The organism is Agrobacterium sp. 22-210-1, assembly GCF_053522525.1.
In genome coordinates, this window is record NZ_JBNWCI010000001.1 from 2449683 (window position 1) to 2476642 (window position 26960).

The window sequence follows — 26960 nt, forward strand, 5'->3', positions numbered from 1 at the left end:
TCCTACAAAGGGTGAGGCGGGCACGATTTCGTGAAAACGGCTTTCTCAGCCCTCCAGCCGGCGGAAAGCCGTCGGCTTCTCATAAAGCCAGCCGATGCGCTCGATGGCCGCATCGAGATTTTCGCGAGCGACGTTCATCGTATGCCCATTGGCGTGAAGCAGCGTTTCCTCGTTTTCCATGAGGCCGACATGACCCTTCCAGAAGACCAGATCACCGCGGCGCAATTCGTCGCGCTCTATTTCCACGCCAAGCGACTTCACCTGCATGTCGGTATCGCGCAGAACCCGCCGACCCGTCATTGCCATGGAAAGCTGCACGAGGCCGGAACAATCGATGCCGAGGCCCGAGCGGCCGCCCCAGAGATAGGGCGTCTCGATGAAGCGCAGTGCTATCGCCACATAATCCTCTTCAACAGCATCACCGACTGCCCGGCAATGGGCGGCGATGATGCCCTCGCCTTTTTCAGTCATCAGATAGCGGGTGCCGCGCGTCTCGGCCTCGCCGACGATGCGAATAAGGCTGCCCATGGAAAGGGCGGCGACCGGTGGTTTGCGCAGTTCAGCGGCAGGATAGAGAAAGGTGCGCGGCGCAACGACGCGATGCGTGACGGTAACGACATCGCCAATAGCGGTTTCCGGCACGTAACCGGCGTAACCATCGGCGTCCGCCTGCACCCATGCCCAGCCGTTCGTTCTATCGAAGACACGGATGGTTTCGCCAAACAAAAGCTCCGTATCGATACCGGAGGCAAGGTCTGGCGTCGGCCGTAGGCCAATGACGGGAACAGCGACTTGCGCGGGCGAACCACTGACGAAGCGGTCGGCCTGCACCACACCTTGCAGTTTTTCATCGGCCAAGTCAGAGCGGAAAACATTCAGGCGACGGTCGAGCATCATGGGTTTCACGTCCAGAGTTAGATCTTACGCGCCTGATCAATAATCAGATCGCCGAATTTTTCCAGATAGAGCGCACCTGTTACAGTGCGTTTTATCACAACATTGCGTCTGTCCCGCTCATCCCTCACCCTGTCGACCAGCCCCAGCGCCCCGAGACTGTCGAGTGCGCGGGTGATGACCGGCTTGGTCACGCCCAGCATTGCAGCGAGACCGCGAACGGTGTGCGGCGGCGGCACGAGATAAATCTGCAGCAGGATAGCGCTCTGGCGCAAGGTCAAATCAGGCGCATCGGCAATGACCTGCGCGATCGCGACGCGATGCCAGAGCCCCAAGGCTTCCGTGGGCGAAAGTTCTGCAGGCACGCCGATAAACCTTCCAGTCGTTATCGTGCCTTTTTCAGGCAATGAACGGCAAAACTCAAGAACCATAGCGCACAAACAAAACCGCCGCGCTGTTGCAGACCGGATAGGTCGAACAGCGCGGCGGCATTTCGGACCCGTTTTCCGGGCTTCCAACGTCCCCTCTGGACTTAAAACAAGAGAAGCAGGAAGCGTGCCAATTTTATTGCGGCGCACAAATATGAGATAAAACAATGATTTGCCATGCAATCGCGGCGCCATGGCCAGATTTTCTGCAAACGAAGATTAGCAATAAAAATAAGCAAACAGGAATTTAGTGCTTAAAAACTGCCTTCCGCCGCAAGGGCGGAAGGCATGGATCGGTGTGGATCAGATTTCCGCGTGGCTCAGATTTCTGCACCGCGGGCCGTATCAGCGGCATTGGCGCCTTGCTGCCGGTTATGCCGGATCGACGACCAGAGCGAAATACCGATCAGGGTCGCACCGCCAAGGCCGGTGATGACCTCCGGTATATGGAACATGGTCTGCACATACATGATGACCGACAGGATAAGGATCGCGTAAAAAGCGCCGTGTTCCAGATAGCGGTATTCGGCAAGCGTTCCCTTCTCAACCAGCATGATCGTCATCGAGCGCACATACATGGCGCCGATGCCGAGGCCGATGGCGATGATGAACAGGTTCTGGGTCAGTGCGAAAGCACCAATCACGCCGTCGAAGGAGAAGCTCGCATCCAGCACTTCGAGGTAAAGAAACGCACCGAAGCCGCCTTTGGCCGCGCCTTCCAGCATTTCCTGGCTGCGATCGAGAATACCGCCGACGACCTCCACCAGCAGGAAGGTCAAAAGACCCCAGATCGCCGAATGGAAGAAGGTGTTGGCAGCGACCGGACCGAGTTCCGGGTTGTCACTGGCACCGATGATACGGGAAAAGACCAGCATCACGACCAGCACGAAGGCGATCTCGATGCCCTTGACGGAGGAATAGGTCGCAGCCTTTTCCTCGATCCAGCGCACCCAATGCACGTCCTTTTCATGGTCGAAGAAGAAGTTAAGACCAACCATCATCAGGAAGGTGCCGCCAAAAGCCGCAATCGGCAGATGGGCGTCACGCATGATTTCCGAATAACGTTCCGGCTGTGTCGCCGCCATGACGATTGCCGTCCAGGGGCCGACATTGGCGGCAACGACGACGATGAGCAGCGGGAAGACGATACGCATGCCGAAAACGGCAATCAGGATACCCCAGGTCAGGAAGCGGTGCTGCCAGACCGGCGTCATATCCTTCAGCTTATTGGCGTTGACGATGGCGTTATCGAAGGAGAGCGAGATTTCCAGCACCGCAAGAACGACGCAGATGAAGAAGATCGTCGCCGTGCCGCCCACCGTTCCGGTCATTTCCCAACCGAGATAACCGCCGAGGATCAGACCGACGATGGTGACGATAAATGCCCACTTGAAGTAGGAAAGCGTGGTTTTCTGGGCGGGGCTCATGTCCGGTCGCCTCCGATAACGAGGACGTTCACGGACCGACGCCGAGCGTCAGGCCGCACGCAGAAAGCACGCGCGCGAAGCACATTCAGGTTTTTCATAGTTTTTAATCCGCCGGCCAATTTTTGCAGGCGGTACCGACATCGCGAGAGCGCCGTAAAACTCTCGCCAGAGGGGCCCGGCACCTTTGTTTCCTCTGCCCTTGCGAGACATATGATCGCAGGGCCTTCTCTTACTCCCTGAAGATCACGCGCTCGTCAAGTCCCGTGATTGTATCGACAGTGGTCAGGAAAGATCAAACCTGTTCTTCGACCAGTCCTTCGGCGGTTTCGCGGCGTCGCTTGAGCGTATTTTCGCGGAAGAAAATATAGAGGCCGGATAGAACGATCAGGCCCGCGCCGATGACGATGCTGATATGCGGTACATCACCGAAGAATGCCCAGCCGAAGATCACCGCCCAGAGCAGCAGCGTATATTGCAGCGGCGCGACGGTCGCAGCATCGGCAAGCTTCAGAGCCCGATTGACCAGCACATGCGCTGCCATGGCGACTACGCCGAGCAGGCTGAGGAACGCCAGATCGAAGCTGGACTGGACCGGCAGCCAGCCGGATGGTGTTAGAAACACTGCAACGATGCCCGCAAGACCGGCACCGATGATCTGCCAAAAGGCAAGCACTGTATCCGGCGTATTGCGCAGCTGGCGTCCGGACAACATCATGAAGGCGAAGGCAGCGCTGCCGAGAATGGAAAACAGCGCAGCGGAAGTGAGGCTTGCCGAACTGGGTTTCAAGGCGATGAGAACACCGACGAAACCGATGGCGATGGCCGTCCACCGACGCCAGCCGACCTTTTCTCCGAGCAGAAACGGTGCCAGGGCCGCCACATAAATGGGCGCCGCCAGCCAGTAGGTCATGACGTCTGCCAATGGCAGGCTCGCGACCGCGAAATAGAAACAGAAAAGCTCGGCAGTGGAGAAAAAGACACGCGCCACCTGCAATCCGGGCCGCTCGACCTTCACAAGGCCGGAAAGGCCAGCTCGCCAGACGATGGGAACCAGGATGACAAGGGCCGCAGCACTTCGGATCAGGATAACCTGCCCCTGGCTATAGGTCGATACAAGCCATTTTCCCATGGCATCGTTCAGCGCAAAAAGCAGCATTCCAAGCAGCATGACGGCCACGCCGAGGCCAGTCGGCGAAAGCTTTCGTATCATAGTCGACATGTCAGTTCCGATCTCTCCCAATGGCTGCATTGGTCGTTCAGCCAGCCACCCCTTGTCAAGCCCGGAGCGGCTGACTTGAGAAATAATATTACTAATAGATCGAAGACTTATATGTCAGAAGAATATTCGCCTCTCTTCAGCCACGAGTTCCTGAAGAAAATCGACCACGGTACGGACGCGAACCAGTTGGCGGGCGGACTCGTGATAGGCGGTCCAGTAGGACCGGCTTATGCTGATATGCGGCATGATCCGCAACAGTTCAGGATATTGCCCGGCGATGTAATTGTGCAGAATGCCGATACCCGCCCCCGACCGCACCGCCTCCGTCTGGCCGGTGGCGCTGGAGATTTCAAAGGCGGCATCCCAGTCGCGCATGATCTCACCGGTGTAATTCAGGGAAGGCGAGAAGATCAGGTCCTCCACATAACCGATCCGACGGTGGCGCTTGAGCGCTTCGACATCATCAGGCGTTCCATATTCGGCCAGATAGTCGGCGGAGGCATAAAGCCCGAGCGAATAATCGGTGAGCTTTGAGAACATCAGCCTGCCCTGCTCCGGTCGCTCGATGGTGATGGCGATATCGGCCTCGCGCTGCGACAAAGAGAAGGAACGCGGCACGGGAACGAGCTGGATTTTGAGGTCAGGATAACGGGCCGTCAGCCGGCCGAGCCGTGGCGCGAGAAAGGAGACGCCAAGACCGTCCGGCGCACCGATACGCACCGTTCCCGCCACCGCCGTATCGACGCGGCCGAGATTGGCCTGGGCATTCAGCATTTCGGTTTCCATGCGCTCGGCGGCACCCAAAAACCGCTGACCTTCCTCGGTCATTTCGCAGCCGTTCGTCCGGCGGATAAACAGCTGGGTCTTCAGTGCCTGCTCCAGCAGCGTCAATCGCCGCGAAAGCGTTGCGTGATTGAGTCCGAGCCGTTTCGATGCGGCGAGAATCTGCCCAGAGCGGGCAACGGCAAGGAATATGCGGACGTCATCCCAATTCATGGCTTGCTGCGCATCATTACGGGTTCAACTTCGATCAAGGTAAGCGATGTCACCATTCCCGCCACACCCTCTTTATATTTCAGGAAATGCGGCGTCTGCAGATGCGCCTCGTATGCCGCCTGGTTCGCATAGATTTCGAGGATGCGAATCTTTTCCGGGCTGCCTTTGATCGCCACCGCATTTAATGCAAGCACACCATTTTCAAGACGGACCGAAGCCTCGATCTCCTCTGCAAGCAATCTGCGATAGGCGTCCAGATGGGTCGGATCGATTTCTATTTCAGCCATCCTCACGACAGGTTCATCGCTCGCCATCTTTTACCTTTCTTTTTTGACTGGCGAACTCGCCGTGCCGGATAAGGAAACGCCTTAAATGCTTATCGTACTTTAATTTACGCACAACGGTTTCTTATCCGAGTTCATTGATTTGTACAAATTCAAGTGCAATGCTGCGCCCATCAAAAAATCGCGGAGGATTACCCATGAAGGAAATCGGTCATTTTATTAACGGCAAGCATGTGCCCGGCACCAGCGGTCGCACATCGAATGTCTATAACCCGGCCACAGGCGAAGTGCAGGCAACCGTTGCGCTTGCGAGCGACGCTGAATTGCGTGCTGCCGTTGAAAGCGCCAAGGCGGCACAGCCGAAATGGGCTGCCACCAACCCGCAGCGCCGCGCCCGCGTTTTCTTCAAATTCGTTGAACTTCTGAACCGCGACCTCAACGAGCTGGCGGTGCTGCTTTCCAGCGAACATGGCAAGACCGTCGAGGATTCCAAGGGTGATATCATCCGCGGCCTCGAAGTCTGCGAATTCGTCTGCGGCATTCCCCATCTGCAGAAGGGTGAGTTTACCGAGGGCGCTGGCCCGGCCATCGACATGTATTCGATCCGCCAGCCGGTCGGTATCGGCGCGGGTATCACCCCGTTCAACTTCCCCGGCATGATCCCGATGTGGATGTTCGCCCCGGCGATCGCCTGTGGCAACGCCTTCATCCTCAAGCCTTCCGAGCGCGACCCGTCGCTGCCGATCCGTCTTGCCGAACTGATGATCGAGGCTGGTCTTCCGGCCGGCATCCTCAACGTCGTCAACGGTGACAAGGGCGCTGTCGACGCCATCCTGACCGATCCCGATATTGGCGCGGTCTCCTTCGTCGGCTCGACGCCGATCGCCCGCTATGTCTATGGCACCGCCGCCATGAACGGCAAGCGCGCGCAGTGCTTCGGCGGCGCGAAGAACCACATGATCATCATGCCGGACGCCGATCTCGATCAGGCGGTGAATGCGCTGATGGGTGCGGGTTACGGTTCGGCCGGCGAGCGCTGCATGGCCGTTTCCGTTGCGGTTCCGGTTGGCGAAGAAACGGCCAATCGGCTCGTGGAAAAGCTCATCCCGCAGATCGAAAGCCTGAGAATCGGCCCCTATACCGATGACAAGGCCGATATGGGCCCGCTCGTCACCAAGGAAGCCCAGACACGCGTCAAGGGTCTGATCGACAGCGGTGTTGAACAGGGCGCAAAGCTACTGGTCGATGGCCGCGATTTCAAGCTGCAGGGTTATGAGGACGGCTATTTCGTCGGCGGCTGCCTGTTCGACCACGTCACGCCTGACATGGACATCTACAAGACGGAAATCTTTGGGCCGGTTCTGTCGGTCGTTCGCGCCAAGAACTACGAAGATGCGCTGGAACTGCCAATGAAGCATGAATATGGCAACGGCGTCGCGATCTACACGCGTGACGGCGATGCTGCACGCGATTTCGCAAGCCGCATCAACATCGGCATGATCGGCGTCAACGTTCCGATCCCGGTTCCGCTCGCCTACCACTCCTTCGGCGGCTGGAAGGCCTCGAGCTTCGGCGATCTCAACCAGCACGGCACGGATTCGATCAAATTCTGGACCAAAACCAAGACGATCACCTCCCGCTGGCCCTCCGGCATCAAGTCGGGTGCCGAATTCGTCATGCCGACGATGAAGTAAGCCGAAAAGCCGGCAACCAAAACAAAAGCCCCGCTGCGAAAACAGCGGGGCTTTTTCGGTTAAAAAGATTACTAAAAAAATCAAGTTTCTTTTGTCAAAATAATTCCACTTAAAGCTGTTATCGCGTAAGAGAGCCGTTGCGGCGTGGGGACGCTGCCAATCGAGGATAACGGGGAAGCCTGCAAACTCAATTTGCCCGGAGAGGGGCATGTCATGAGGGACTATTATGAGTGAAATCTCTGTCAGCGTGGATCAGCGCGCACTCGAACGCGGCTCGTTCAGTGGAAATGCCAAGGAATATTTTGGTATCTGGATCGTCAATATTCTGCTGACGATCGTCACGATCGGCATCTATTCCGCCTGGGCAAAGGTGCGCCGCAAGCGTTATTTCAATGGCAACACCGTGCTGGCCGGCCGCGCTTTCGGTTATCACGCCACCGGCGGACAAATCTTCAAGGGTCGGTTGATTGCATTTGCCTTCATCGTCGTCTCGCAGCTTGTCGGCCTCATCCATCCGTTTCTGGTCTTCGTGCCGGCGCTCCTGCTGATGATCTTCTTTCCCTGGCTGATCACGCGCAGCATTCGTTTTAATGCGCGGGTGACAAGCTATCGCAATGTCCGTTTCGATTTCGTCGGCACTGCGGGAGGCGCCTTCGTCTCCATTCTGCTCGGCAGCCTCGTCGCGCTTTTCTCCTTCGGCATTCTGGCGCCACTGTCCAGCCGCTGGGCAAACCGCTACATTTTCAGCAACCTGCGTTATGGTGACCGGCCCTTCAGTGCCGACCCTAAGATCAGCGCGCTTTATCGGGTCTGGATCATTCCGGCGATCATGGTGGTGATTGGCAGCATCGTGGTCGGTTTCTTCGGCGTTGCCGCCTTTGCGGCCAATAGTGCGGTCCTCGAAGACGAAACGGCCGCCATGGTTACCGCGCTTGCTTCCCTCTATGTCGGCCTTTTCGGCGCATTTTTGGTTTACGGCCTCGCGGGCGTTGTTTATCGCACCGGCGTTCGCAACGTTGTTATTTCGTCCATGCTACTGGACGGAAAGCACGATCTGCGCAGCGACCTGCATCGCGGGCGTTACCTCTGGATCGTCATCTCCAACCTTGTTGTCACCGTCTTCACGCTTGGCCTGATGCGGCCATGGGCGGCAGTGCGCGAAGCGCGTTATACCGTCGAACGCACGGCAATCCGTTTCAATGGCGATGTGGGCGAGGTCCTTTCCTCGATGGAAGCAACGGGTGCCGCCGTCAGCGCCGAATATATGGATATGGAAGGTTTCGAATTTGGTTTCTGATACCGGAGAAACCGTTTCGGGCGAGTGGCATGCCGCTCGCTCCAGCCTTTCCAGCGCCGCCAGGCTGAAGCTTGGCGGCACCGTCCTTCTCGTGCTCGATGCGCATGACAATCACGTCAGAACCCAGGCCGAGATAAAAACGGTCGAGATCAGCCACCGCGTTGGAGCCATTCCCCGGGAGTTGCATTTTCCGGACGGTTCGCTGTTCGAGACACGCGACAATGACGGTGTGGACCGTCTGCTTGTCCAGCACATTACCAAGCGCGCCGGCTTCGTAAACTGGCTGGAACAGTTCCGCCTGCGACTGATCGGCATCACCGCCGCAGCCGTACTTCTGGCTTATGGCACTTACAAGCTGGCGCTGCCGGCGCTGGTGGAACTGGCGGTTGCGGTAACTCCGCCGATCGTTCCGCAGATCATGTCGGCCAGCACCATGCAGGCCTTCGACCAGACGGTGTTCTCCGCAAGCGAACTACCACAGGAACAACAGGACGCCATTCGCGCGGAATTTGCCCGGATCGCCGCCCATGCGGAAGGTTCGCCCGAGGATTACAAGCTGAATTTCCGAAAGGGGGGCTATATCGGTCCCAATGCTTTCGCGCTGCCGGATGGCACGCTGGTTTTGACGGACGAACTGGTGGAACTCGCAGGCGACGACAGGCAGATGATCACCGGGGTTCTCGCGCATGAAATCGGCCATGTGGAATATGAACACAGCCTGCGGCAGCTTTACCGCGCCGCCGGTGTTGCCGGTCTCGTCATGCTGATTGCCGGCGACGTCGGTTCGGCCATGGAAGATATTCTCACCCAGGGTGGCGGTCTTCTGGCGCTCTCGCATTCGCGCGATGCCGAGCGGCAGGCGGATCAGCGCTCCGTCCAACTGATGCGCCAGGCAGGGCTTGACCCCACCGCCATCGAGCGGTTCTTCGCGTTGCTTGAGGAAAAGCTGGGGGACAAGGGCGGCACCAGCATTGTGTCCACCCATCCCGGAACGCCGGAAAGGCGCAAGGCTATCCTCGATTACAACGCCTCACTGGACAATAAGCCGGCGGGTAACTGATCCGCCGGCCTCAGGAAAACGGCGTCAGTTGGTCGGACCGTCGTTGAAGCCCACTTCGTCCACCAGTTCGGATGCCTGCTTGCGATGGGCGGCAATATCCGTCAGCGGCAGCTTGTCAGGATTGATGGGACCGAAGCCTTTCACCACATCGGAAGGTTCCGCGCCCGGCAGCACCGGATATTCGAAGACCTGCTTGGCGTAGATTTCCTGTGCCTCGCGGGACGCCAGGAATTCCATCAGCTTCAGCGCATTGTCCTTGTTGGGTGCATATTTCGTCAGGGCCATGCCGGAAATATTCACATGCGTGCCGCGGTCGCCGGCATTGGGGAAGATCACCCGCACCGATCCCGCCCATTCCTTTTCTTCCGGCTCGCGATCATTGGTCAACATCAGACCGACATAATAGGTATTGCCGAGCGCGATGTCGCATTCGCCGGAAAAGATCGATTTCGCCTGGCTCCGGTCGGTTCCATCAGGCTTGCGGGCGAGATTATTCTTCAGGCCGGTCAGCCATGTGCGAGTGTAATCGACGCCATGATGGGCGATCATCGAGGCGATCAGGGCAATATTGTAGGAATGCTGGCCGTCACGAATGCAGATCTTGCCCTTCCATTTCGGTTCGGCAAGCTCCTCATAGGTGATGTCCTTCTGGGTCACCCGCTCTCTGGAGGCATAAACCACCCGGCCGCGCGTCGTCAGGCCGAACCACTCGCCCTGCGGATCGCGGAGATTGGCGGGGATGTCCTTTTCGATGACGGGGTCGTTGAGAACCGGCTGCGTGACGCCACCTTCCTTCGCCTCAACGAGACGGGCGATATCAACCGTCAGCAGCAGATCGGCGGGCGAATTGACGCCCTCGGCCTGAATGCGCTCCACCAGCCCCTTGTCGAGGAAAAGAACATTGGCTTCTATGCCCGTCTCTTTCGTGAAGGCATCGAGCAGCGGCTGGATCAGCTCGGGCTGGCGATAGGAATACACATTCACCTCGCCTTCCGCAAAAGCTGCGGGCGCGCTGGAAAATATCGTCAGCCCTGAAAAAACGGCAGCGGAAAAATACGATTTCAAGCTTGCCATTACGAATGCCTCCATTACATTCAGATTCTTGACTTGTTTGTTCATGAATCATTGAGGCGGTCAACAAGGCTGTTCGAGAAATATCGAATGGGCGCCAGTTTTTTCAGTTTCTGGAATTGTTCTAAACTGAAAAAGAGACTATATAACTCCACATTGAGAGTTAGGAGACCAGCATGCGTTTGACCAAACAGACCAACTATGCCGTTCGCATGTTGATGTATTGCGCTGCGAATGAAGGCAAGCTGAGCCGCATTCCGGAGATCGCCAGGGCTTACGGCGTATCTGAGCTGTTCCTTTTCAAAATCCTGCAGCCGCTCAACAAGGCGGGCCTCGTAGAAACCGTGCGTGGCCGCAATGGCGGCGTGCGGCTTGGCAAGCCTGCCGAAAAGATCAGCCTTTTCGACGTGGTACGAGTGACCGAAGACAGTTTTGCCATGGCAGAGTGCTTCGAGGACGGCGCCGTTGAGTGTCCGCTTGTGGACAGCTGTGGCCTGAACTCGGCGCTGCGCAAGGCGCTCAATGCCTTCTTCGATGTTCTCGCGGAATATTCGATTGACGATCTCGTCAAGGCGCGCCCGCAGATCAACTTCCTGCTCGGTATCGACACGGAAATGCCGAAGGCCATGCCCCTTCCCGCCGCCTGATCACGCAAATATCAGAACAGCGAAAGCCAAAGCCCGTGCCCGAAGGTCGCGGGTTTTTCTTTTATAAAATACTCATGAAATACAATATTTTTGGCGATGCAGGTTGACGCCGCCAGACGAAACGGCGCATTTGGTCACGAGCTTTTTCAAGCAACCAATCAGCGTCGCAATGATCATCAAGCCTGAATTCCATACATTTGCGCTTACCGCCCTTGTCGGCAGCATGGGCGCACTGCTCGCCAGCCTGCTCCATGTTCCCGCCCCCTTCCTTTCCGGGCCGGCACTTGCCGTAACGATCACCGGACTGGCGGGCGTAAAGCTCGGAATTCCCGCCTTCATCCGCAATGCCTGTTTCGTCGTCGTCGGTATTTCGATGGGAACGAGCGTAACGCCCTCGGTCATCGATGCGGCAAAGACATGGCCGCTGAGCTTCGTCGTCGTGCTCGCCGCCGTCGTCATCATGCTCTATGTCGCCTATTGGATCCTGCATTACGGTTTCGGATATGACCGGACGACGGCGATGCTGGGCGCCTCCCCCGGTCACCTCAGCTATATCATCAGCCTTGGGGCGGAAACGAAAAGCGACCTTGCGACCGTCAGCATCGTACAAAGTGTCAGAGTACTGGCGCTGACGCTTTCCGTACCGCTGATCGTCGAATATTTCGATCTGGTCAGCACCGAACCGCTGATGACCAACCCGCCAATGGGTCTGCTGACCCTGGCGCTGACCATCGCCGCATCGCTTCTGACCGGCTGGCTTTTCCTGCGCTGGAGATTTCCGGCAGCCCTGCTGCTTGGCGGCGTGGCCGTTTCGATCGGCACCCATATTACCGGCCTCACAGAGGGCGGCGTTCCCACCTGGCTCAGCCTGCCGGTCTATGTACTGATCGGCTGCATCATCGGCACGCGTTTTTCCAACGTATCGCTGATGGAAGTGCGCAAAGGTTTTCTGGCCGGCTTCGTCGTCACTATCGCCGTGATGGTGATCGCCGGCAGCATTGCCTGGATGATTTCCAGCGTCACCGGCGTTCCGCTCAATGCGGTGATGATCGCCTATGCGCCGGGCGGTCTCGAAACCATGGCGGCCATGGCGGTGATGATGCATGCCGATACCGCCTATGTCGGCTCCCACCATGTCATCAGGCTTCTGTTCCTTTCCGTACTCATGCCGCTCGTCATGGGCAAGGACGCCCGCGAGCCGAACGACAAGACCTGACAGCACCCAACCGGAACCGCCAGCGCTAAAAATCCGAATGACGTGCAACCATTTTTCCTCACGGCCGTTGATATTTCGCCGCAATTGCGGCGGCGATCTCTCGCCTGTTCGGCAGGCTGACCCACCGGAGGAACATTCATGAACCGCTTGATGACGTTGACCGGCGCCGGACTTGCGCTTGCCCTTTCTGTTTCCATCGCTCAGGCGCAGGTGGTTGTGTCGTCGAAGATCGACACGGAGGGTGGCGTCCTCGGCAACATCATCCTCGCCGTGCTGAACAAGAATAACATCGAGACGACGGACCGCATCCAGCTCGGCGCCACCCCGGTGGTCAGGAAAGCGATTACGGCGGGCGAAATCGATATCTACCCGGAATATACCGGCAATGCCGCCTTCTTTTTCTCCAAAGCCGATGATCCGCTCTGGAAAGACGCCGCAAAGGGCTATGAAGAGGCGAAAACGCTTGATTACGACGCCAACAAGATCGTCTGGCTGACGCCATCACCGGCAAACAACACCTGGGCTATCGCGCTGCGCAAGGATGTCGCCGACAAGAACAATCTGAAGTCGCTTTCGGACTTCGGCACATATGTTACGGGCGGCGGTGAGGTGGTTCTTGCCGCATCTTCCGAATTCGTCAATTCTGCCGCTGCCTTGCCGGCGTTTCAGACGACCTACGGGTTTACGTTGAAACCGGAGCAGCTGATCACGCTGTCCGGCGGCGACACGGCGGCCACGATCGCAGCTGCCGCCAACCAGACGAACAATGCCAATGCCGCTATGGTTTACGGCACCGATGGCGGTATCGCGCCTTCGGGGCTTGTCGTGCTGGAAGACGACAAACATGTGCAGCCGGTCTATCAGCCTGCGCCGGTCATTCGCGAGGAGGTTCTGAAAAAGAACCCCAATATCGAGGAACTGCTGAAACCCGTGTTCGAAAAACTTGATCTGGCAACGCTGCAGGAGCTGAATGCCCGTGTGCAGGTGGGCGGCGAACAGGCCAAGACCGTGGCGCTCGACTTCCTGACAAAGAACGGTTTCGTCAAATAATCACCTGTGAGACAATGAAGCGGGATGGCGAAAAGCGGGGGCGGTTTTCAGTATCCGGCCCCAGCTTAGCGTCCAGGGGGAGCGGAACTTGACGAAATGGCCTGACAAGGTGGGTGTGCTGATTTCGTGCCTGCTGCTCTACGCGCTTTTCGCCTCGCCCTTCATGATATTCCGCGCCAATCGGATTGTTCAGGGTGAAGCGCGAACGATCCTCGAAGCCCTTACCCCTATGGCCGCAGCCTTCCTTGTCGCCATTATCCTGATTGCCGCCTTCATCGCGTTCTTTCGCTTCCCGGCGCGGCTAAAACTGGCGGCGGCGCTGGGAGGGCTGGCGGCACTGGCGATCTTCGTCGGCCAGGCAGCCTCCGCCCTGATACCGGAGGGTAACAGTTTTGCCCGCGTTTCACCTGCCAGCGGTTTCTGGCTGATGTTTGCCGGGCTGGCGTTGCTCGCGACGGACTGCATTGCCCGTCTCCAGCCGAAACCCGCCTTGCGAATTTTGCTGTTGCTGCTGGCGATTGCCTCACTTGCAGGGATCTTAACCAGCGGCCTCTGGAATGATCTCTCCATCATCAAGGAATATGATGGCCGGGCAGATATATTCTGGACCGAGGCCCTGCGGCATGTGGAACTTGCAATCGGCTCGCTGATCGCGGCGACCGTCGCGGGCATTCCGCTGGGAATACTCTGTTACAAGGTCGAACGGTTGCGTGCCGGCCTGCTGAACAGCCTCAACATCATCCAGACCATCCCGTCCATCGCCCTTTTCGGTCTTCTGATCGCGCCACTCGGATGGATCGCCGCCACTGTGCCGGGCGCGGCAAAGATCGGTATTGCCGGCATCGGCATGGCACCCGCTTTTGTGGCGCTGTTTCTCTATTCGCTGCTACCGGTCGTTTCCAACACGGTTGTCGGCCTTTCCGGCGTCTCGCAGGCGGTCCGGGAAGCGGCACGCGGGCTCGGCATGACGCCGGTGCAAAGGCTGTTGCGGGTGGAATTTCCGCTTGCCATGCCGGTCATCTTAACCGGTATCCGCATCGTGCTGGTGCAGAATATCGGGCTGGCGACGATCGCGGCGCTGATCGGTGGGGGCGGATTTGGCGTTTTCGTATTTCAGGGCATCGGGCAGACGGCCATGGACCTCGTGCTGCTCGGCACCGTGCCGACCGTTCTCCTCGGTTTTGCCGCCGCGATCACACTCGACGCCCTCATCGACAGCAATCTCTTCAGCGCAGGCGGAAGGCAACAGGCATGATCGAGATAGATACCATCACGAAACGATATGGTGATGCAGCCGTCGTGGATCAGGTGTCGCTGACGGTAGCGCCGCGCACCGTCACCGTCATCGTCGGCACATCAGGATCGGGAAAAACCACGCTGCTGCGGATGATAAACCGGCTGGTGGAACCGACCTCCGGCACGGTCCGGATCGACGGCGAGGATGTCAGCACTATGCCGGGTTACAAACTACGCCGCCAGATCGGCTATGCCATTCAGGGCCATGGCCTGTTTCCACACAGGACGGTGGCGGAGAATATCGCCACCGTTCCGCAGTTGGTCGGCTGGGACCGCAAACGTATCGAGGCGAAGATCGATGCGCTGATGCACCTCTTCCAGCTTGATCCCACGCTTTATGCGGACCGTTTTCCGCATGAACTTTCCGGTGGTCAACAACAGCGTGTCGGCGTGGCGCGGGCGCTCGCCGCAGAGCCGAACATTCTGTTGATGGACGAACCCTTCGGCGCGCTCGACCCGGTGATCCGCGCCAAGGCGCAGAACGATCTTCTCGATATTCAGAAAAAGCTCGGGGTCACCGTCGTCCTCGTGACGCATGATATGGACGAGGCCTTTCATCTGGCGGACCGTATTGCCGTGATGGACAAGGGGCGCATCGTGCAGGACTGCCCGCCGGCGGAACTGGTGCTGAAACCGGCAACCGATTTCGTCCGCACCATGATCGGCGAAAACGAACGCGCGCTGAAACTGCTTTCGGTTCTCTCCATTGCCGACATCGTGGAGCCGGGAAGCGCCGAGGGCGAGCCGCTCACCGAACATACAAGCCAGCGCGATGCCCTATCAGCGATGTTATGGGCGGGCTGCGATGTCTTGCCGGTGGTCAAAGACGATGGCCAGCTCACCGGCCGGGTGCGGCGGGACGTTCTCCTCCAGCGTGCTGCCGGAGCCTCATGAAAAACGCAACCTCTTTGCTTGCAATCGGATTTCTGGTGCTGGGGTTGATCGTCTTTCTTGCCGCGCCGCAAATCTTCGCGCCGATATTTCGTCCTCTCGTGCAGGCCAATGCACCGGCGATCTACACCCAGGCCAACCTGCTTTCCCTCACCCTTTCGCATCTGACCACCGTGGCGATCGCCACGGGGCTGGCCACATTGGTGGCGGGTGCGCTCGCAGTTCTCGTCACCCGGCCTTTCGGGGCGGATTTCCTGCCGCTGTCGCGCAGCATCGTCAATATCGGCCAGACCTTTCCCCCCGTGGCGGTACTGGCGCTTGCAGTGCCGATGATCGGTTTTGGGGAGAAACCGACGCTTATTGCGCTGTTTTTATACGCGTTGCTGCCGGTGTTCGAAAATACGCTGACGGGACTTACCACCCTGCCCGCCACGGTGATGGATGCCGCCAGAGGCAGCGGCATGACCGGTTGGCAGCGGCTAGTCAAAGTGGAACTGCCGCTTGCCTTGCCGGCCATTCTCGCTGGCATCCGGCTTTCAGCAGTCATCAGCCTTTCAACCGCCACCATCGGCTCCACGGTCGCCGCGCGCACGCTTGGCGAAGTGATCATCGCCGGGCTACAATCCAACAATCTCGCCTTCATCCTGCAGGGCGGTTTGATCGTCGCCGCACTGGCAATCCTGATCCACTCTGCCTTTTCCACGCTGGAAAGGACCGCAGCCCGCAAAACCGGGCACTGACACGGGCTAGCCTCGCATTTTTATGTTCCCGACGTCAGCCGCACATGTTAGGGGCTGACCGTCGAAACAGTAACATCAGAGGTTCGGGTGACACAGGCAATCGTCGTGATGGGAGTGAGCGGCTCTGGCAAGTCCACGGTCGCAGAGGAACTGGCCGAAAAACTGGGCATTGCCTTCATAGAAGGCGACAAGCTTCACCCGAAATCCAATGTCGATAAAATGTCCGAGGGCATTCCGCTGACGGACGAAGACCGCTGGCCGTGGCTTGACCTGATCGGCGCGGAACTGCGCAAGGGCAGCGAAGGTAACGGTGTCGTCGTCTCCTGCTCGGCACTCAAGAAAATCTACCGCGACCGGCTTCGCACGGCCACCGGCAGCCCGCTTGCTTTTGTTTATCTGGATGGCAGCCTGGAGCTTCTCAGCCGGCGCATGGGTGAACGCAAGGGCCATTTCATGCCGCTCTCGCTGCTTCAGACCCAGCTTGCCACGCTGGAAGTGCCGACCGGCGAACCGGGCGTCGTAACCGTCAGCATCGACACCACACCGGAAGAAATCGCGAAGAATGCGCTTTCCGGCCTTAAAACGGTGACGTTCTAACTCCTTGTTTGTTGCATTTCCGGATGCGAAACCGCTTCACGCTTTCGCGGGAAATGCTCTAAAAGCCGAGCCTGTCCCGCATGCCGTACCACCAGGCGCCAAGCATGGTCAGTGGCACGCGGAAGGTCTTGCCGCCGGGGAACGGATAGTTCGGCAGCGAACTCCAGACGTCGAAACGTTCGGCGTGGCCAGCAACGGCCTCGCCCAGTATCTTGCCGAGCAGATGTGTGGTCGTGACGCCATGGCCGCTGTCACCATGCGAAAAATAGATATTGTCCGAAAGCTTGCCCATATGCGGGATGCGCGTCAGCGTCAGCGCAAAATTGCCACTCCAGGCGAAGTCGATCCTGGTCTTTTCCAGTTGCGGAAAGGTCTTCAGCATGTTCGGGCGGATAACGCCCGTCAGGTCGGCAGGGTCGCTGCCGCCATAACCGATGCCGCCGCCATAAAGCAGGCGGTTATCCGAGGTGCGACGGTAATAATCGAGAATATAATTGGCATCCTCGACGCAATAATCGGCGGGCAAAAGCGCCTCGATCAGATCGGCATCGAGCGGCTCCGTCGCCATGACCTGACTTGAGACCGGCATCATCCGCTCGCCGATTTCCGGCAGCAATGTGCCGAGATAAGCATTACCGCAGACGAGTACATATTTCGCCTTCACGCTGCCCGTCGCCGTGCGCACCACTGGGTTTGCACCCTGTTCTACCGAGATGACCCGCGAATTCTCAAAAATCCGCGCGCCAAGGCTTTCGGCTGCCGCCGCCTCGCCCTGCACCAGATTGAGCGGGTGGATGTGCCCGCCCAGGCGGTCGATCATGCCGCCGGCATAACGGTCGGACTTTACATAAATGCCGACATCCGCCCTGGAGACCATCTCCAGCCCGCCATGGCCGTGCTTTTCCCAATGGGCCTTGTGGGCCGCCATCTCGCGGATCTGTTTCGGCGTGAAGGCGGCAAAGAAGCCGCCATCGACGAGATCGCAATCGATGGCATATTTGGCGATGCGGCTACGGATGATCGCGCCGCCTTCCAGCGACATTTCCCCGAGCTTCACCGCCTTGTCATGCCCATAACGGCCGGCGATGGTTTCAAGATCACGGCTATAGCCGTTGACGATCTGGCCGCCATTGCGGCCCGAGGCGCCGAAGCCAACCCGCACGCCTTCCAGAACGATGACGGCATAACCGCGTTCACTGAGTTCCAGTGCTGCGGAAATGCCGGTGAAACCGCCGCCGATGATGCAGATATCAGCTTCCAGCCCGCCTTCCAGCGTCGGTCGCACGGATTTGACATTGGCGGAGGCCGCATACCATGAGGATGTGTGACCTGGATTGGGAATAGTCGTTACCTCAGCCATCTCACACCGTCCTGATATAGGCGTCATATTCGACGTCGGTTACACGCAGGGAAAATTCGGAAAGCTCCTGCTGCTTGCAGGCGGAAAACAGCGTGCGGTACTTCTGGCCGAGCGTTGCATAAGCAAAGCTCGATCGTGTGAAGCGTTGCAGGGCGTAGTCCCAATTGGTGGGCAGCGGTTCGTGGTTGATGGCATGGCTGTCACCCGCGATCGCTCCACCGGGCTGGCGCTTTTCCTTCATGCCGGCAAGTGCCGCACTCAGGATCATTGCGACGACGAGATAGGGATTGGTATCGGCGCCGGCGACCCGGTGTTCGATACGCGTCGCGGCCTTGCTGGCAACGATAACGCGCACCGCCGCCGAGCGGTTGTCGATGCCCCAGGAAGCGTAGGTCGGCGCATGTTCGCTCGGTGTCAGGCGGCGGTAGGAATTGGCATGGGGGGCGAAGATCGCCATGCTTTCCCCCATATTTTCCAGAAGGCCGCCGACCGAATGCATCAGTGCATCCGACGGGCCGTTTTCGCCGGCGTAAATATTCCTGCCGTCCCTATCGAGAACGGAAAAATGCACATGCATGCCGTTGCCGGCCTGCAAGCCATAAGGCTTGGCCATGAAGGTGGCGTCGAGCTCATGCCGCCGCGCCACGCCCTTGACGATTCGTTTCAGGAAAACGGCGAAATCGGCGGCCTGCAAGGCGTCCGGCACATGGTTGAGGTTGATCTCATATTGCCCCGGCCCGTTTTCCCGCAGCGTCGTATCGGCAAGCACACCCTGCGCCCGGCAGGCTGTGGCGATATCATGGAAGACATCCTCGAAATCCTGCAATTCGGAAATCGACAGAACCTGGGTCTGGCCCGTGTGCCAGCGTCCCTCGCGGCTGTGCGGCGGGCGCACGGGATCAAGCGCAGAGCGGACTGGATCGATCAGGTAAAATTCAAGTTCGGTCGCCACGACCGGCGTGAGGCCAGCCTTTTTATAGGCGCTGAGAACCTGCGACAGAACATGGCGCGGATCGCCATAAAAGCCGGTTCCATCCGGGTTTCTCATCGCCAGCAGAACCTGCGCCGTTGGACGGCCAAGCCATGTCACGCGCGACAGCGTGCCGGGAACGGGGAAACAAAAACCGTCCGGATCGCCCGTACCTTCGGCAAGGCCTGCGGCGTGCACATCCCGGCCCCAAATATCCAGTGCATAAACGGAGCGGGGAATGGCCATTCCCTTTTCGAGCACGTCGATTGCCCTCTCACGCGGAATCCATTTGCCGCGCGGAACACCGTTCGCATCTATGACGAAGGCTTCGAGAATTTCGATATCGGGGTTGTCGGCGAAAAATTTCTTTGCTTTTTCAATATCATCCATCATGCACCAGCAGGCCGTTTCTCTTCTGTTTCGCGCGCAGAAGCGCTTCGCTAACGAAAATCATCCTGCTGCTGATAAATGAGAAACCTCGCCACCATGATGACGCTTGCCCCTTTTCCCCTTTGCATGGGACCATGTTACGTGGCCTGTCACAGGAAGGCCAGCGGATTTAGCTATTAGGGATTGAACCTTTCAGGGCGATAAGCGTCGATGGCGATAACAGGCGTTTCGCCCAGCATGGTTTCCGCAAGCACACGACCGGTGATCGGCCCGAGTGTGAGGCCGTGATGGGCATGCCCGAAAGCGAACCACAATGTCCTGTGCCTTGGCGCCTTGCCGATGATCGGCATCATATCCGGCGTGCAGGGACGCGCGCCCATCCACGGTTCCGCATCCAGCCTGCCGCCGAGGGGAAAGACGCTGCGAGCCACCCGTTCGGCCCGCTCGATCTGTACCGGGGATTTCGGCGCATCGCGTTCGGCGAACTCCGCGCCGGTCGTCAGGCGGATGCCTTTTCGCATCGGCGCCAGGAAATAGCCGCGCTCGGCATCGATCAGCCAGTTGTTGAGCTTTGTCCCTTCCTGCGGCGCATAATGCATGTGATAACCACGCTTCACCCCGAGCGGGAAACGATAACCCAGCCTCTCTGTCACTATATCTGCCCACGGACCAAGCGCCACGACGGCATGTTCCGCCTCAACTGCGCCGGTTTCGGTACGCACCGTCCAACCGCTTACCGTCTGGCTGAGCGTCGATGCATCACCCCGGACAAAGGTTCCACCGTAGCTCTCAAACAGTCTGAGATAGGCGAGCGTCAGCGCGTGCGGATCGAGCACCGACCAGGGATCGTTCCATTTCAGACCGCCGACAAAATCACGGCTGAGATGCGGTTCAGCGGAGGCAAGCTCTTCAGCATCCAGTTTCGTGTGGGAAATGCCGTGGTCCCGCGCCAGCCGCTCGGCGAAGGCATAATCCGCATCCCGCCTTGCTGCAGTCCTGTAAGCCTCCATCCAGCCGTTTTTCACGATCAGATCGCCAGCCTTCGCTTCATCGATCAAAATGCTGTGTTCGGAAACCGAATGCTCGATTAGTGGCGCATAGGCGCGGGCAATCGCCCCGTGGCGTGTGGCTGCGGAATTATACCAGTAGCGGCCGAGGAAAGGCGCGATCTTCGGCAGGGCGGAAAGGTGATAGCGAGCATCGATGCTGTTGTTCAGGGAATAACGCAGCAGCAGGGCGATATCCTGCGGGAAGGCGTAAGGCACGACGCCTTCTCTCTGGATCAGCCCTGCATTACCAAAGGAGGTTTCCTCGCCGGGCCCGCGCCGGTCGACCAGCACCACCGATTTTCCCCTTCGGGCCAGTTGCAGAGCGACGGAGACCCCGATGATCCCCGCTCCCAGAACAATCACATCCGCTGCCATGACAATCAATCCGTTTCCGCGTCACATTGCCTCCGCAACATGGGTCGGCATTTTCCGCAAAGCAACAGAAAAATCATTGCCTTAATAGAAGCGCGATGCGCCTACTGGCTCACCGCTTTGGTTTCGACAGCCTCAATATTGAAGGCGGCCGCCAGCAGCGCCCTGGTATAGTCCTGCTGCGGGTTGGCGAAAATCTCCGCCGCCGGGCCGCTCTCCACCACCTTGCCGTGACGCATGACGATCAGGTCGTTGGCGAGCGCCTTCACCACCTTCAGATCGTGACTGATGAAGAGGTATGCGAGTTCATGCTTTGCCTGGAGATCGCGCAGCAGATCGACCACCTGCGCCTGCACGCTCATGTCGAGCGCGGATGTCGGCTCATCCAGCATGACGAAACGGGGTTTAAGCACCATGGCGCGGGCGATGGCGATGCGCTGGCGCTGGCCGCCGGAAAATTCGTGCGGATAGCGCCAGCGGGTGGCCGGATCGAGGCCGACCTCTTCCAACGCGACGGCGACACGTGTATCGCGCTCATCGGCGGACAGGGACCGCTCGTGCACCTTCAGGCCCTCGGCGACGATTTCGCCCACCGACATGCGCGGGCTAAGCGAACCATAGGGATCCTGAAACACCACCTGCAGCCGGTTCCTGAGTGGCTTCATCATCTCATAGGAATAATGATCTATCGACTGGCCGATGAAGCTGATGCGTCCCTCAGATGCGATCAGCCGGGAGAGAGCCAGACCAAGCGTCGTCTTGCCCGAGCCGGATTCGCCCACCACGCCCACCGTCTGGCCAGCGCGCAGGGTAATATCAATGCCATCGACTGCCTTCACGTGATCGACCACCTTGCGCATCAGCCCGGCCTTGATCGGGAACCAGACCTTGATGTCGTCACCCTGCATGACCACCGGTTTGCTCGCATCAGAATGCGGCGGCTCGCCTTTGGGTTCGGCTGCAAGAAGATGGCGCGTATAGGCGTGCTGAGGATCAGTAAACACCTGCTCCACGGTGCCGGTCTCGACGATCTTGCCCTTGGTCATGACACAGACGCGGTCGGCAAATTTTCGGACAATACCGAGGTCGTGGGTGATGAACAGCATGGACATGCCGTGCTTCGTCTTCAGATCACTCAGAAGCTCGAGGATCTGCGCCTGCACTGTCACGTCGAGCGCGGTGGTCGGCTCATCGGCGATCAGCAGTTTCGGCCGGTTGGCAAGCGCCATGGCGATCATCACACGCTGCCGCTGGCCGCCGGACAATTCATGCGGATAGGCTTTCAGGCGCTTTTCCGGTTCGCGGATGCCGACCTGCAGCAACAGTTCCAGCGTGCGCGCCCGCGCCTCAGCCCCGGTGATTGCCTGGTGCAGCTCGAGAATCTCGCCGATCTGCCGCTCGATGGTGTGGAGCGGATTGAGCGAGGTCATCGGCTCCTGAAAGATCATGGTGACGTCGTTGCCGCGGACCGCACGCAGGGAGCGTTCCGGCAGGGCCAGCATGTCCTTGCCGTCAAATAGGATTTTTCCAGACGGGTGGCTCGCCGCCGGATAGGGCAGCAATTTGAGGATGGAATTCGCCGTCACCGATTTTCCAGAACCGGATTCGCCAACGAGGGCAACGACTTCGCCCGGCATCAGGTCGAAGGAGACGTGATCGACGGCGATGCTGGTCGCGCCGCCCTGATGAAAGGCGACCGAAAGGTCACGGACGGAGAGAAGTGGCTGGATGGTTTTTTCCGTCATGGCGGTCACCGGAACGTCTTGCGTGGATCGAAGGCGTCGCGCACCGCTTCACCGACGAAAATCAACAGCGAGAGCATGATGGACATGGTGAAAAACGCAGTGAGGCCAAGCCAGGGGGCCTGAAGGTTGTTCTTGCCCTGCGCAATCATCTCGCCCAGCGACGGCGATCCCGGCGGCATGCCGAAGCCGAGGAAATCGAGCGAGGTGAGCGTCGTGATCGAGCCAGAGAGGATGAACGGCAGGAAAGTCAGCGTCGCCACCATGGCGTTGGGCAGAAGATGCCGGAACATGATCGTCCAGTTGCCAACGCCAAGGGCGCGGGCGGCGCGGACATATTCAAAGTTTCTGGCGCGCAGGAATTCCGCTCTCACGATGCCGACGAAGCCGACCCATGAGAACAGCAGCATGATGCCGAGCAGTACGAAGAAGCCGGGTGGAAGAATGGCCGCGATGATGAGCAGGATATAGAGCACCGGCATGGACGACCAGATTTCGATGAAACGCTGCAAAAGCAAATCGGTCCAGCCGCCGAAATAACCCTGAATGGCGCCAGCGGTGACGCCGACAAGGGCCGACGCGATCGTTAGTGTCAGGCCGAACAGCACGGAGATGCGGAAACCATAAATCATTCGCGCCGTGACATCGCGCGCCTGATTGTCGGTTCCCAGCCAATTCAGATTGCCGAGGGTGCAACCGGGATCGGCATCGCCCTGCGGGTAAGCCGAGCAGCGATCCTTTTTATCCATCAGCCAGAAGGGCGCGGTGGGCGCTGAATGCGGAATATTGGAATTGACCGTCTGGTAGGAATAACGGATCGGCGGCCAGATCATCCAGCCATTGGCGTTGATCTCATCCTGGATGAAGGAGGATTTGTAGTCGGTCTGGGCAAGGAAGCCGCCGAATTTCTCCTCGGGATAATCGACCATGACCGGCACCAGAATCTCACCCTTGTAGGAAGCGAGAATGGGTTTGTCATTGGCGATGAATTCCGCGATCAGGCTCAGAAAAAACAGGATCAGGAACAGCCAGAAGGACCAGTAGCCACGCCGGTTCGCCTTGAAATTCTGCCAGCGGCGTTTGGTTGTCGGCGAAAACCACGGGCGCTTCGGCTTTACCAGTGTTTCAGTAGCGGCGGTGTGGGCGAGCGTCATCACACGTCCCTCCGCTCGAAATCGATGCGCGGATCGATCCATGTATAGATGAGGTCCGATATGAGGCCGACAACGAGGCCCATCAGCGAGAAGATGAAGAGCGTGCCGAACACGATCGGGTAGTCACGGTTTACAACCGAGAGATAACCGAGACGGCCCAGACCATCCAGCGAAAAGATGTTCTCGATCAGCAGCGAGCCGGTGAAGAAGGCCGAAATGAAAGCGCCGGGAAAACCGGCAATCACGATCAGCATCGCGTTGCGGAAGACGTGGCCATAGAGAACCTTGCGTTCGGTGAGACCCTTGGCGCGGGCGGTGACGACATATTGCTTCTTGATCTCGTCGATGAAGGAGTTTTTCGTCAGAAGCGTCGTCGTTGCGAAAGCCGAGAGCGACAGCGCGATCAATGGCAGCGTCAGGTGCCAGAAGTAGTCGATGATCTTCTGCCACCAGTTCAGCTGGTCAAAATTATCCGACACCAGACCGCGCAGCGGGAACCAGTCGAAGAACGATCCGCCGGCGAAAAGCACGATGAGCAGGATACCGAACAGGAAGCTCGGCACCGCATAACCGATGATGATGATGCCGGAGGTCCAGACATCGAACGTCGAGCCATCGGAAACGGCTTTCTTGATTCCGAGGGGAATGGAGATGATGTAGGAGATGATCAGGATCCAGAAACCAAGCGACATCGACACCGGCAGCTTGTCGATGATGAGATCGATGACCGAGGAATTGCGGAAGAAGCTGTCCCCGAAGTCGAAGCGGATGTAATTCCACATCATTTCGAGAAAACGGGTAAGCGGCGGCTTGTCGAAACCGAACTGCTTCTCGAGCTTGGCGATCAACTCCGGATCAAGCCCCTGCGCACCGCGATATTTCGAGCCGCTTTCATCGAAGCCGCCGGATTGACCCATGAGATCGCCGCCGCCCGAGAGCCGGTCGGAGGCGCTGTCGCCCTGCCCCGTCAGCTGCGCGACAACCTGCTCCACCGGCCCGCCCGGCGCGAACTGAATGACGAGAAACGAAATGCCCATGATGCCGATGATGGTCGGGATCATCAACGCCAGACGTCTGAGGATATAGGCGCCCATCAGCCTCGGCTCCCGGCCGACACGTCAGCGGTTTTCGTTTCTGTCAAACCCGGTCCTTTCCTGAAAGCGCTTGCCTGCGCCTTAAGCGATTCGTTTCGCCCTATGTGAATCAAGCCTTCGGCGCGAAAGCAAGGCCAGCGTCAGTTTCCGGCCTGACTGGACCACCATGCGTCCGGAAAACCGATGCCGTATTCGGGCAGGTTTTCAGGACGCGTGAGTGTGTTCCAGTAAGCGAGGAACATCTCGCCGCGGTAAAATTGCGGAATGACGTAGCTGTTTGCCAGAAGCACCCGGTCGAGCGCCCGCGCCGCGGCCACCTGTTCATCCCGGTTGGGCGCAAATATGACCTTTCTGACCAAAGCATCGACGGCGGGGTTCTTGATGCCGCCAAGGTTGTTGGATCCCTGCCGATCGGCGGCGGCCGAGCCCCAGAAATCCGCCTGTTCGTTGCCGGGATTGGCCGATGTCGCCCAGAGTTTGACGGCGATGTCGAAATCGAAGCTGCGGGCGCGGTTGGTATATTGCGAGGCATCGACCGTGCGGATCGTGGCATTGATGCCGATCTTCTTGAGGTTCTGGACATAGGGCAGGATCGTTCTTTCCATGCCGGAGGAATCGATCAGGAATTCCATATCCAGCTGCTGTTCGGTTGCCGCATTGACCATGCGGTTGCCGCGCAGCTCGTAACCGGCCTCTTTCATCAACTTCACCGCCTCGCGCAGATTGTCACGCTGCTTGGCGGGATCGCCTGCCACCGGGTTACGGTATTCGGTGGTGAAGACTTCCGGCGGAACCTGGTCCTTCAGTTCCTGAAGCAGTTCCAGCTCGCGCCCGGTCGGCAAGCCGGAAGAGGCGAGCTCGCTGCCCATGAAGAAGCTGTTGATGCGCTGGAACTGGCCATAAGCCAGCGTGCGGTTCAGCTCCTCGAAATCGAAGGCGTAATTGAGCGCCTTGCGCAGTTTCGGGTTCTGGAACTTTTCACGGCGCATGTTCGGCACGAAGGCCTGCATGATGCCGACGGAGCGATAAATGTTCGGCAATTCTTCCTTCTTGACGCGGCCTTCCTTGACGGCCGGAAAATCGTAACCGGTAACCCAGCGGCTGGAAGAGGCTTCCTGGCGGAAATCGACCGTACCGGACTTGAAGGCCTGGAATTCCACATCCTGATCGGAAAAGAAATTGTAGGTGATGGTTTTGAAATTGTTCATCCCGACATTCACATTGACATCCTTGCCCCAATAGTCGTCGCGACGCTCATAGGTCATCGTCGAACCGGGAGACAGGGAGGCGATCTTGTAGGGGCCGGAGCCCATAACCGGCTCCAGCGTGCCACGGGAGATATCACGCGGCTTGCCGTCTGGGCCGGCGGCTTCCCACCAGTGCTTCGGAACGATGAGCAACTGCCCGACGATCTGCGGCAATTCGCGATTGTTCTTTTCATCGAATGTGAAGGTGATGTCCCTCTCGCCACTCACCTCCGCCTTGGTGACGTGGGTGTAATAGGTGGCAAGCTGCGGGCTCAGATCCTTGGCCTTTTCGAAGCTGAAAACCACGTCCTCCGGCGTCACCGGCTTGCCGTCTGCCCATTTGGCCTCCGCCCTTAGCCGGAATGTCGCCTTCGAAATATCGTCGGGATAGCTGACGCCCTCGGCCAGAAGCCCGTAGGAGGCTGACAGCTCTTCTTCCGTCGATTTCATCAGCGTATCGAAAACCAGCGAAAGGCCGGTCGCCGCCTCGCCCTTGGCGAGTAGCGGATTGAGCGTATCGAAGGTTCCCGTCGTCGACATGCGCAGCGCACCGCCTTTCGGGGCCTTGGTGTTCACATAGTCGAAATGATCGAAACCATCAGGATGTTTCAGTTCCCCGACCGTCGAAATCCCCTTTCGCCAGACATCGCCCGACTGGGCGAAGGCCGCCGCCGGGATCAGCATGGCGGATGCCGCAAGGGCGATCAGAAGGCGGGATTTCAGTGGAGCCAATATCATTCGGGGCGGTTCCTGTTTTGTGTTTGTTGCGCAGAGC

Annotated in this window: 24 protein-coding genes; 10 read left to right on the top strand and 14 right to left on the bottom strand. The window is 58.6% G+C overall.

From position 1 onward, the window contains the following. Positions 1–45: 45 nt before the first annotated feature. From ACQZ5F_RS12320 to ACQZ5F_RS12345, 6 genes are all read right to left on the bottom strand, one after another. The gene (locus ACQZ5F_RS12320) at positions 46–897 is read right to left on the bottom strand and encodes a C40 family peptidase (protein WP_046799207.1); all 852 of its coding nucleotides are present in this window, start codon (positions 895–897) and stop codon (positions 46–48) included. Positions 898–914: 17 nt separating this feature from the next. After that, on the bottom strand, positions 915–1259 hold the full coding sequence (locus ACQZ5F_RS12325; RefSeq protein WP_046799206.1) for a MarR family transcriptional regulator: 345 nt from the start codon (positions 1257–1259) through the stop codon (positions 915–917). A gap of 383 nt (positions 1260–1642) precedes the next feature. Then, complete coding sequence (locus tag ACQZ5F_RS12330; RefSeq protein WP_052820170.1) at positions 1643–2749, bottom strand: DUF475 domain-containing protein; 1107 nt, start codon at positions 2747–2749, stop codon at positions 1643–1645. A gap of 292 nt (positions 2750–3041) precedes the next feature. Next, the gene (locus tag ACQZ5F_RS12335; RefSeq protein WP_052820169.1) at positions 3042–3959 is read right to left on the bottom strand and encodes a DMT family transporter; all 918 of its coding nucleotides are present in this window, start codon (positions 3957–3959) and stop codon (positions 3042–3044) included. A gap of 123 nt (positions 3960–4082) precedes the next feature. Then, on the bottom strand, positions 4083–4964 hold the full coding sequence (locus tag ACQZ5F_RS12340; protein ID WP_052820168.1) for a LysR family transcriptional regulator: 882 nt from the start codon (positions 4962–4964) through the stop codon (positions 4083–4085). Then, positions 4961–5278 carry a putative quinol monooxygenase gene (locus ACQZ5F_RS12345; protein WP_052820167.1) on the bottom strand — a complete coding sequence of 106 codons (318 nt, stop codon included), beginning with the start codon at positions 5276–5278 and terminating at the stop codon, positions 4961–4963. Before ACQZ5F_RS12345 ends, ACQZ5F_RS12340 begins: the two co-directional genes overlap by 4 nt. Before the next feature lie 167 nt (positions 5279–5445). Here ACQZ5F_RS12345 and ACQZ5F_RS12350 point away from each other — a divergent pair, with 167 nt between their 5' ends. From ACQZ5F_RS12350 to ACQZ5F_RS12360, 3 genes are all read left to right on the top strand, one after another. Further along, positions 5446–6942, top strand: coding sequence for a CoA-acylating methylmalonate-semialdehyde dehydrogenase (locus tag ACQZ5F_RS12350; RefSeq protein WP_046799201.1), 1497 nt, complete (start codon positions 5446–5448; stop codon positions 6940–6942). Between the two features lie 226 nt (positions 6943–7168). Continuing rightward, positions 7169–8239: a YjgN family protein gene (locus ACQZ5F_RS12355; protein ID WP_137085735.1), complete on the top strand. Its 1071-nt coding sequence runs from the start codon at positions 7169–7171 to the stop codon at positions 8237–8239. Then, positions 8229–9299: a M48 family metallopeptidase gene (locus ACQZ5F_RS12360; protein ID WP_225339589.1), complete on the top strand. Its 1071-nt coding sequence runs from the start codon at positions 8229–8231 to the stop codon at positions 9297–9299. The genes ACQZ5F_RS12355 and ACQZ5F_RS12360 overlap by 11 nt, the downstream gene beginning before the upstream one ends. A 24-nt stretch (positions 9300–9323) precedes the next feature. Here ACQZ5F_RS12360 and ACQZ5F_RS12365 read toward each other — a convergent pair whose 3' ends face one another. Continuing rightward, positions 9324–10373, bottom strand: a complete 1050-nt coding sequence (locus tag ACQZ5F_RS12365; protein WP_225339590.1) for a Fe(3+) ABC transporter substrate-binding protein — start codon at positions 10371–10373, stop codon at positions 9324–9326. A 173-nt stretch (positions 10374–10546) separates the two neighbouring features. On the opposite strand from ACQZ5F_RS12365, the gene rirA reads away from it, so the two are divergent. From rirA to ACQZ5F_RS12400, 7 genes are all read left to right on the top strand, one after another. Then, positions 10547–11017 (top strand): iron-responsive transcriptional regulator RirA, encoded by a 471-nt coding sequence (gene rirA, locus ACQZ5F_RS12370; RefSeq protein ID WP_046799198.1) that lies wholly within the window; start codon positions 10547–10549, stop codon positions 11015–11017. 169 nt (positions 11018–11186) lie between these two features. Further along, positions 11187–12233, top strand: a complete 1047-nt coding sequence (locus tag ACQZ5F_RS12375) for an AbrB family transcriptional regulator (protein ID WP_448730447.1) — start codon at positions 11187–11189, stop codon at positions 12231–12233. A 138-nt stretch (positions 12234–12371) separates the two neighbouring features. Next, positions 12372–13283, top strand: coding sequence for a glycine betaine ABC transporter substrate-binding protein OsmF (gene osmF / locus ACQZ5F_RS12380; protein WP_225339592.1), 912 nt, complete (start codon positions 12372–12374; stop codon positions 13281–13283). An 88-nt stretch (positions 13284–13371) separates the two neighbouring features. Next, positions 13372–14538 (top strand): ABC transporter permease, encoded by a 1167-nt coding sequence (locus tag ACQZ5F_RS12385; RefSeq protein ID WP_225339593.1) that lies wholly within the window; start codon positions 13372–13374, stop codon positions 14536–14538. Continuing rightward, positions 14535–15473 carry an ABC transporter ATP-binding protein gene (locus tag ACQZ5F_RS12390; protein ID WP_046799195.1) on the top strand — a complete coding sequence of 313 codons (939 nt, stop codon included), beginning with the start codon at positions 14535–14537 and terminating at the stop codon, positions 15471–15473. The genes ACQZ5F_RS12385 and ACQZ5F_RS12390 overlap by 4 nt, the downstream gene beginning before the upstream one ends. Further along, positions 15470–16210 (top strand): ABC transporter permease, encoded by a 741-nt coding sequence (locus ACQZ5F_RS12395; protein ID WP_225339594.1) that lies wholly within the window; start codon positions 15470–15472, stop codon positions 16208–16210. Before ACQZ5F_RS12390 ends, ACQZ5F_RS12395 begins: the two co-directional genes overlap by 4 nt. A gap of 108 nt (positions 16211–16318) precedes the next feature. Next, entirely contained in the window at positions 16319–16807 is a 489-nt protein-coding gene (locus ACQZ5F_RS12400; protein WP_046799193.1) for a gluconokinase, read from the top strand. Between the two features lie 58 nt (positions 16808–16865). On the opposite strand, the gene ACQZ5F_RS12405 is transcribed toward ACQZ5F_RS12400, so the two are convergent. The 7 genes from ACQZ5F_RS12405 to ACQZ5F_RS12435 form a co-directional block, all read right to left on the bottom strand. Beyond that, positions 16866–18167 (bottom strand): NAD(P)/FAD-dependent oxidoreductase, encoded by a 1302-nt coding sequence (locus ACQZ5F_RS12405; protein ID WP_225339595.1) that lies wholly within the window; start codon positions 18165–18167, stop codon positions 16866–16868. Position 18168: 1 nt separating this feature from the next. Then, positions 18169–19530 (bottom strand): glutamine synthetase family protein, encoded by a 1362-nt coding sequence (locus ACQZ5F_RS12410; RefSeq protein WP_046799191.1) that lies wholly within the window; start codon positions 19528–19530, stop codon positions 18169–18171. Between the two features lie 173 nt (positions 19531–19703). Next, positions 19704–20951: an NAD(P)/FAD-dependent oxidoreductase gene (locus ACQZ5F_RS12415; protein ID WP_225339596.1), complete on the bottom strand. Its 1248-nt coding sequence runs from the start codon at positions 20949–20951 to the stop codon at positions 19704–19706. Between the two features lie 101 nt (positions 20952–21052). Then, positions 21053–22693 (bottom strand): ABC transporter ATP-binding protein, encoded by a 1641-nt coding sequence (locus ACQZ5F_RS12420; RefSeq protein WP_225339597.1) that lies wholly within the window; start codon positions 22691–22693, stop codon positions 21053–21055. A 5-nt stretch (positions 22694–22698) separates the two neighbouring features. Continuing rightward, positions 22699–23844: an ABC transporter permease gene (locus tag ACQZ5F_RS12425; RefSeq protein WP_225339598.1), complete on the bottom strand. Its 1146-nt coding sequence runs from the start codon at positions 23842–23844 to the stop codon at positions 22699–22701. After that, positions 23844–24938 (bottom strand): microcin C ABC transporter permease YejB, encoded by a 1095-nt coding sequence (locus tag ACQZ5F_RS12430; protein WP_046799187.1) that lies wholly within the window; start codon positions 24936–24938, stop codon positions 23844–23846. Before ACQZ5F_RS12430 ends, ACQZ5F_RS12425 begins: the two co-directional genes overlap by 1 nt. Before the next feature lie 140 nt (positions 24939–25078). Next, positions 25079–26923, bottom strand: a complete 1845-nt coding sequence (locus ACQZ5F_RS12435; RefSeq protein WP_225339599.1) for an extracellular solute-binding protein — start codon at positions 26921–26923, stop codon at positions 25079–25081. Positions 26924–26960: the final 37 nt, after the last annotated feature.

Bases quoted from the DNA above. Each gene is read 5' to 3' on its own strand.
- ACQZ5F_RS12410 (WP_046799191.1), bottom strand. From the start codon at position 19,530: ATGATGGATGATATTGAAAAAGCAAAGAAATTTTTCGCCGACAACCCC.
- ACQZ5F_RS12420 (WP_225339597.1), bottom strand. From the start codon at position 22,693: ATGACGGAAAAAACCATCCAGCCACTTCTCTCCGTCCGTGACCTTTCG.
- ACQZ5F_RS12390 (WP_046799195.1), top strand. From the start codon at position 14,535: ATGATCGAGATAGATACCATCACGAAACGATATGGTGATGCAGCCGTC.
- ACQZ5F_RS12365 (WP_225339590.1), bottom strand. From the start codon at position 10,373: ATGGCAAGCTTGAAATCGTATTTTTCCGCTGCCGTTTTTTCAGGGCTG.
- ACQZ5F_RS12355 (WP_137085735.1), top strand. From the start codon at position 7,169: ATGAGTGAAATCTCTGTCAGCGTGGATCAGCGCGCACTCGAACGCGGC.
- ACQZ5F_RS12430 (WP_046799187.1), bottom strand. From the start codon at position 24,938: ATGGGCGCCTATATCCTCAGACGTCTGGCGTTGATGATCCCGACCATC.
- ACQZ5F_RS12400 (WP_046799193.1), top strand. From the start codon at position 16,319: ATGGGAGTGAGCGGCTCTGGCAAGTCCACGGTCGCAGAGGAACTGGCC.
- osmF (WP_225339592.1), top strand. From the start codon at position 12,372: ATGAACCGCTTGATGACGTTGACCGGCGCCGGACTTGCGCTTGCCCTT.
- ACQZ5F_RS12345 (WP_052820167.1), bottom strand. From the start codon at position 5,278: ATGGCGAGCGATGAACCTGTCGTGAGGATGGCTGAAATAGAAATCGAT.
- ACQZ5F_RS12405 (WP_225339595.1), bottom strand. From the start codon at position 18,167: ATGGCTGAGGTAACGACTATTCCCAATCCAGGTCACACATCCTCATGG.
- ACQZ5F_RS12335 (WP_052820169.1), bottom strand. From the start codon at position 3,959: ATGATACGAAAGCTTTCGCCGACTGGCCTCGGCGTGGCCGTCATGCTG.
- ACQZ5F_RS12415 (WP_225339596.1), bottom strand. From the start codon at position 20,951: ATGGCAGCGGATGTGATTGTTCTGGGAGCGGGGATCATCGGGGTCTCC.
- ACQZ5F_RS12320 (WP_046799207.1), bottom strand. From the start codon at position 897: ATGATGCTCGACCGTCGCCTGAATGTTTTCCGCTCTGACTTGGCCGAT.
- ACQZ5F_RS12375 (WP_448730447.1), top strand. From the start codon at position 11,187: ATGATCATCAAGCCTGAATTCCATACATTTGCGCTTACCGCCCTTGTC.
- ACQZ5F_RS12425 (WP_225339598.1), bottom strand. From the start codon at position 23,844: ATGACGCTCGCCCACACCGCCGCTACTGAAACACTGGTAAAGCCGAAG.
- ACQZ5F_RS12350 (WP_046799201.1), top strand. From the start codon at position 5,446: ATGAAGGAAATCGGTCATTTTATTAACGGCAAGCATGTGCCCGGCACC.
- ACQZ5F_RS12435 (WP_225339599.1), bottom strand. From the start codon at position 26,923: ATGATATTGGCTCCACTGAAATCCCGCCTTCTGATCGCCCTTGCGGCA.
- ACQZ5F_RS12395 (WP_225339594.1), top strand. From the start codon at position 15,470: ATGAAAAACGCAACCTCTTTGCTTGCAATCGGATTTCTGGTGCTGGGG.
- ACQZ5F_RS12330 (WP_052820170.1), bottom strand. From the start codon at position 2,749: ATGAGCCCCGCCCAGAAAACCACGCTTTCCTACTTCAAGTGGGCATTT.
- rirA (WP_046799198.1), top strand. From the start codon at position 10,547: ATGCGTTTGACCAAACAGACCAACTATGCCGTTCGCATGTTGATGTAT.
- ACQZ5F_RS12340 (WP_052820168.1), bottom strand. From the start codon at position 4,964: ATGAATTGGGATGACGTCCGCATATTCCTTGCCGTTGCCCGCTCTGGG.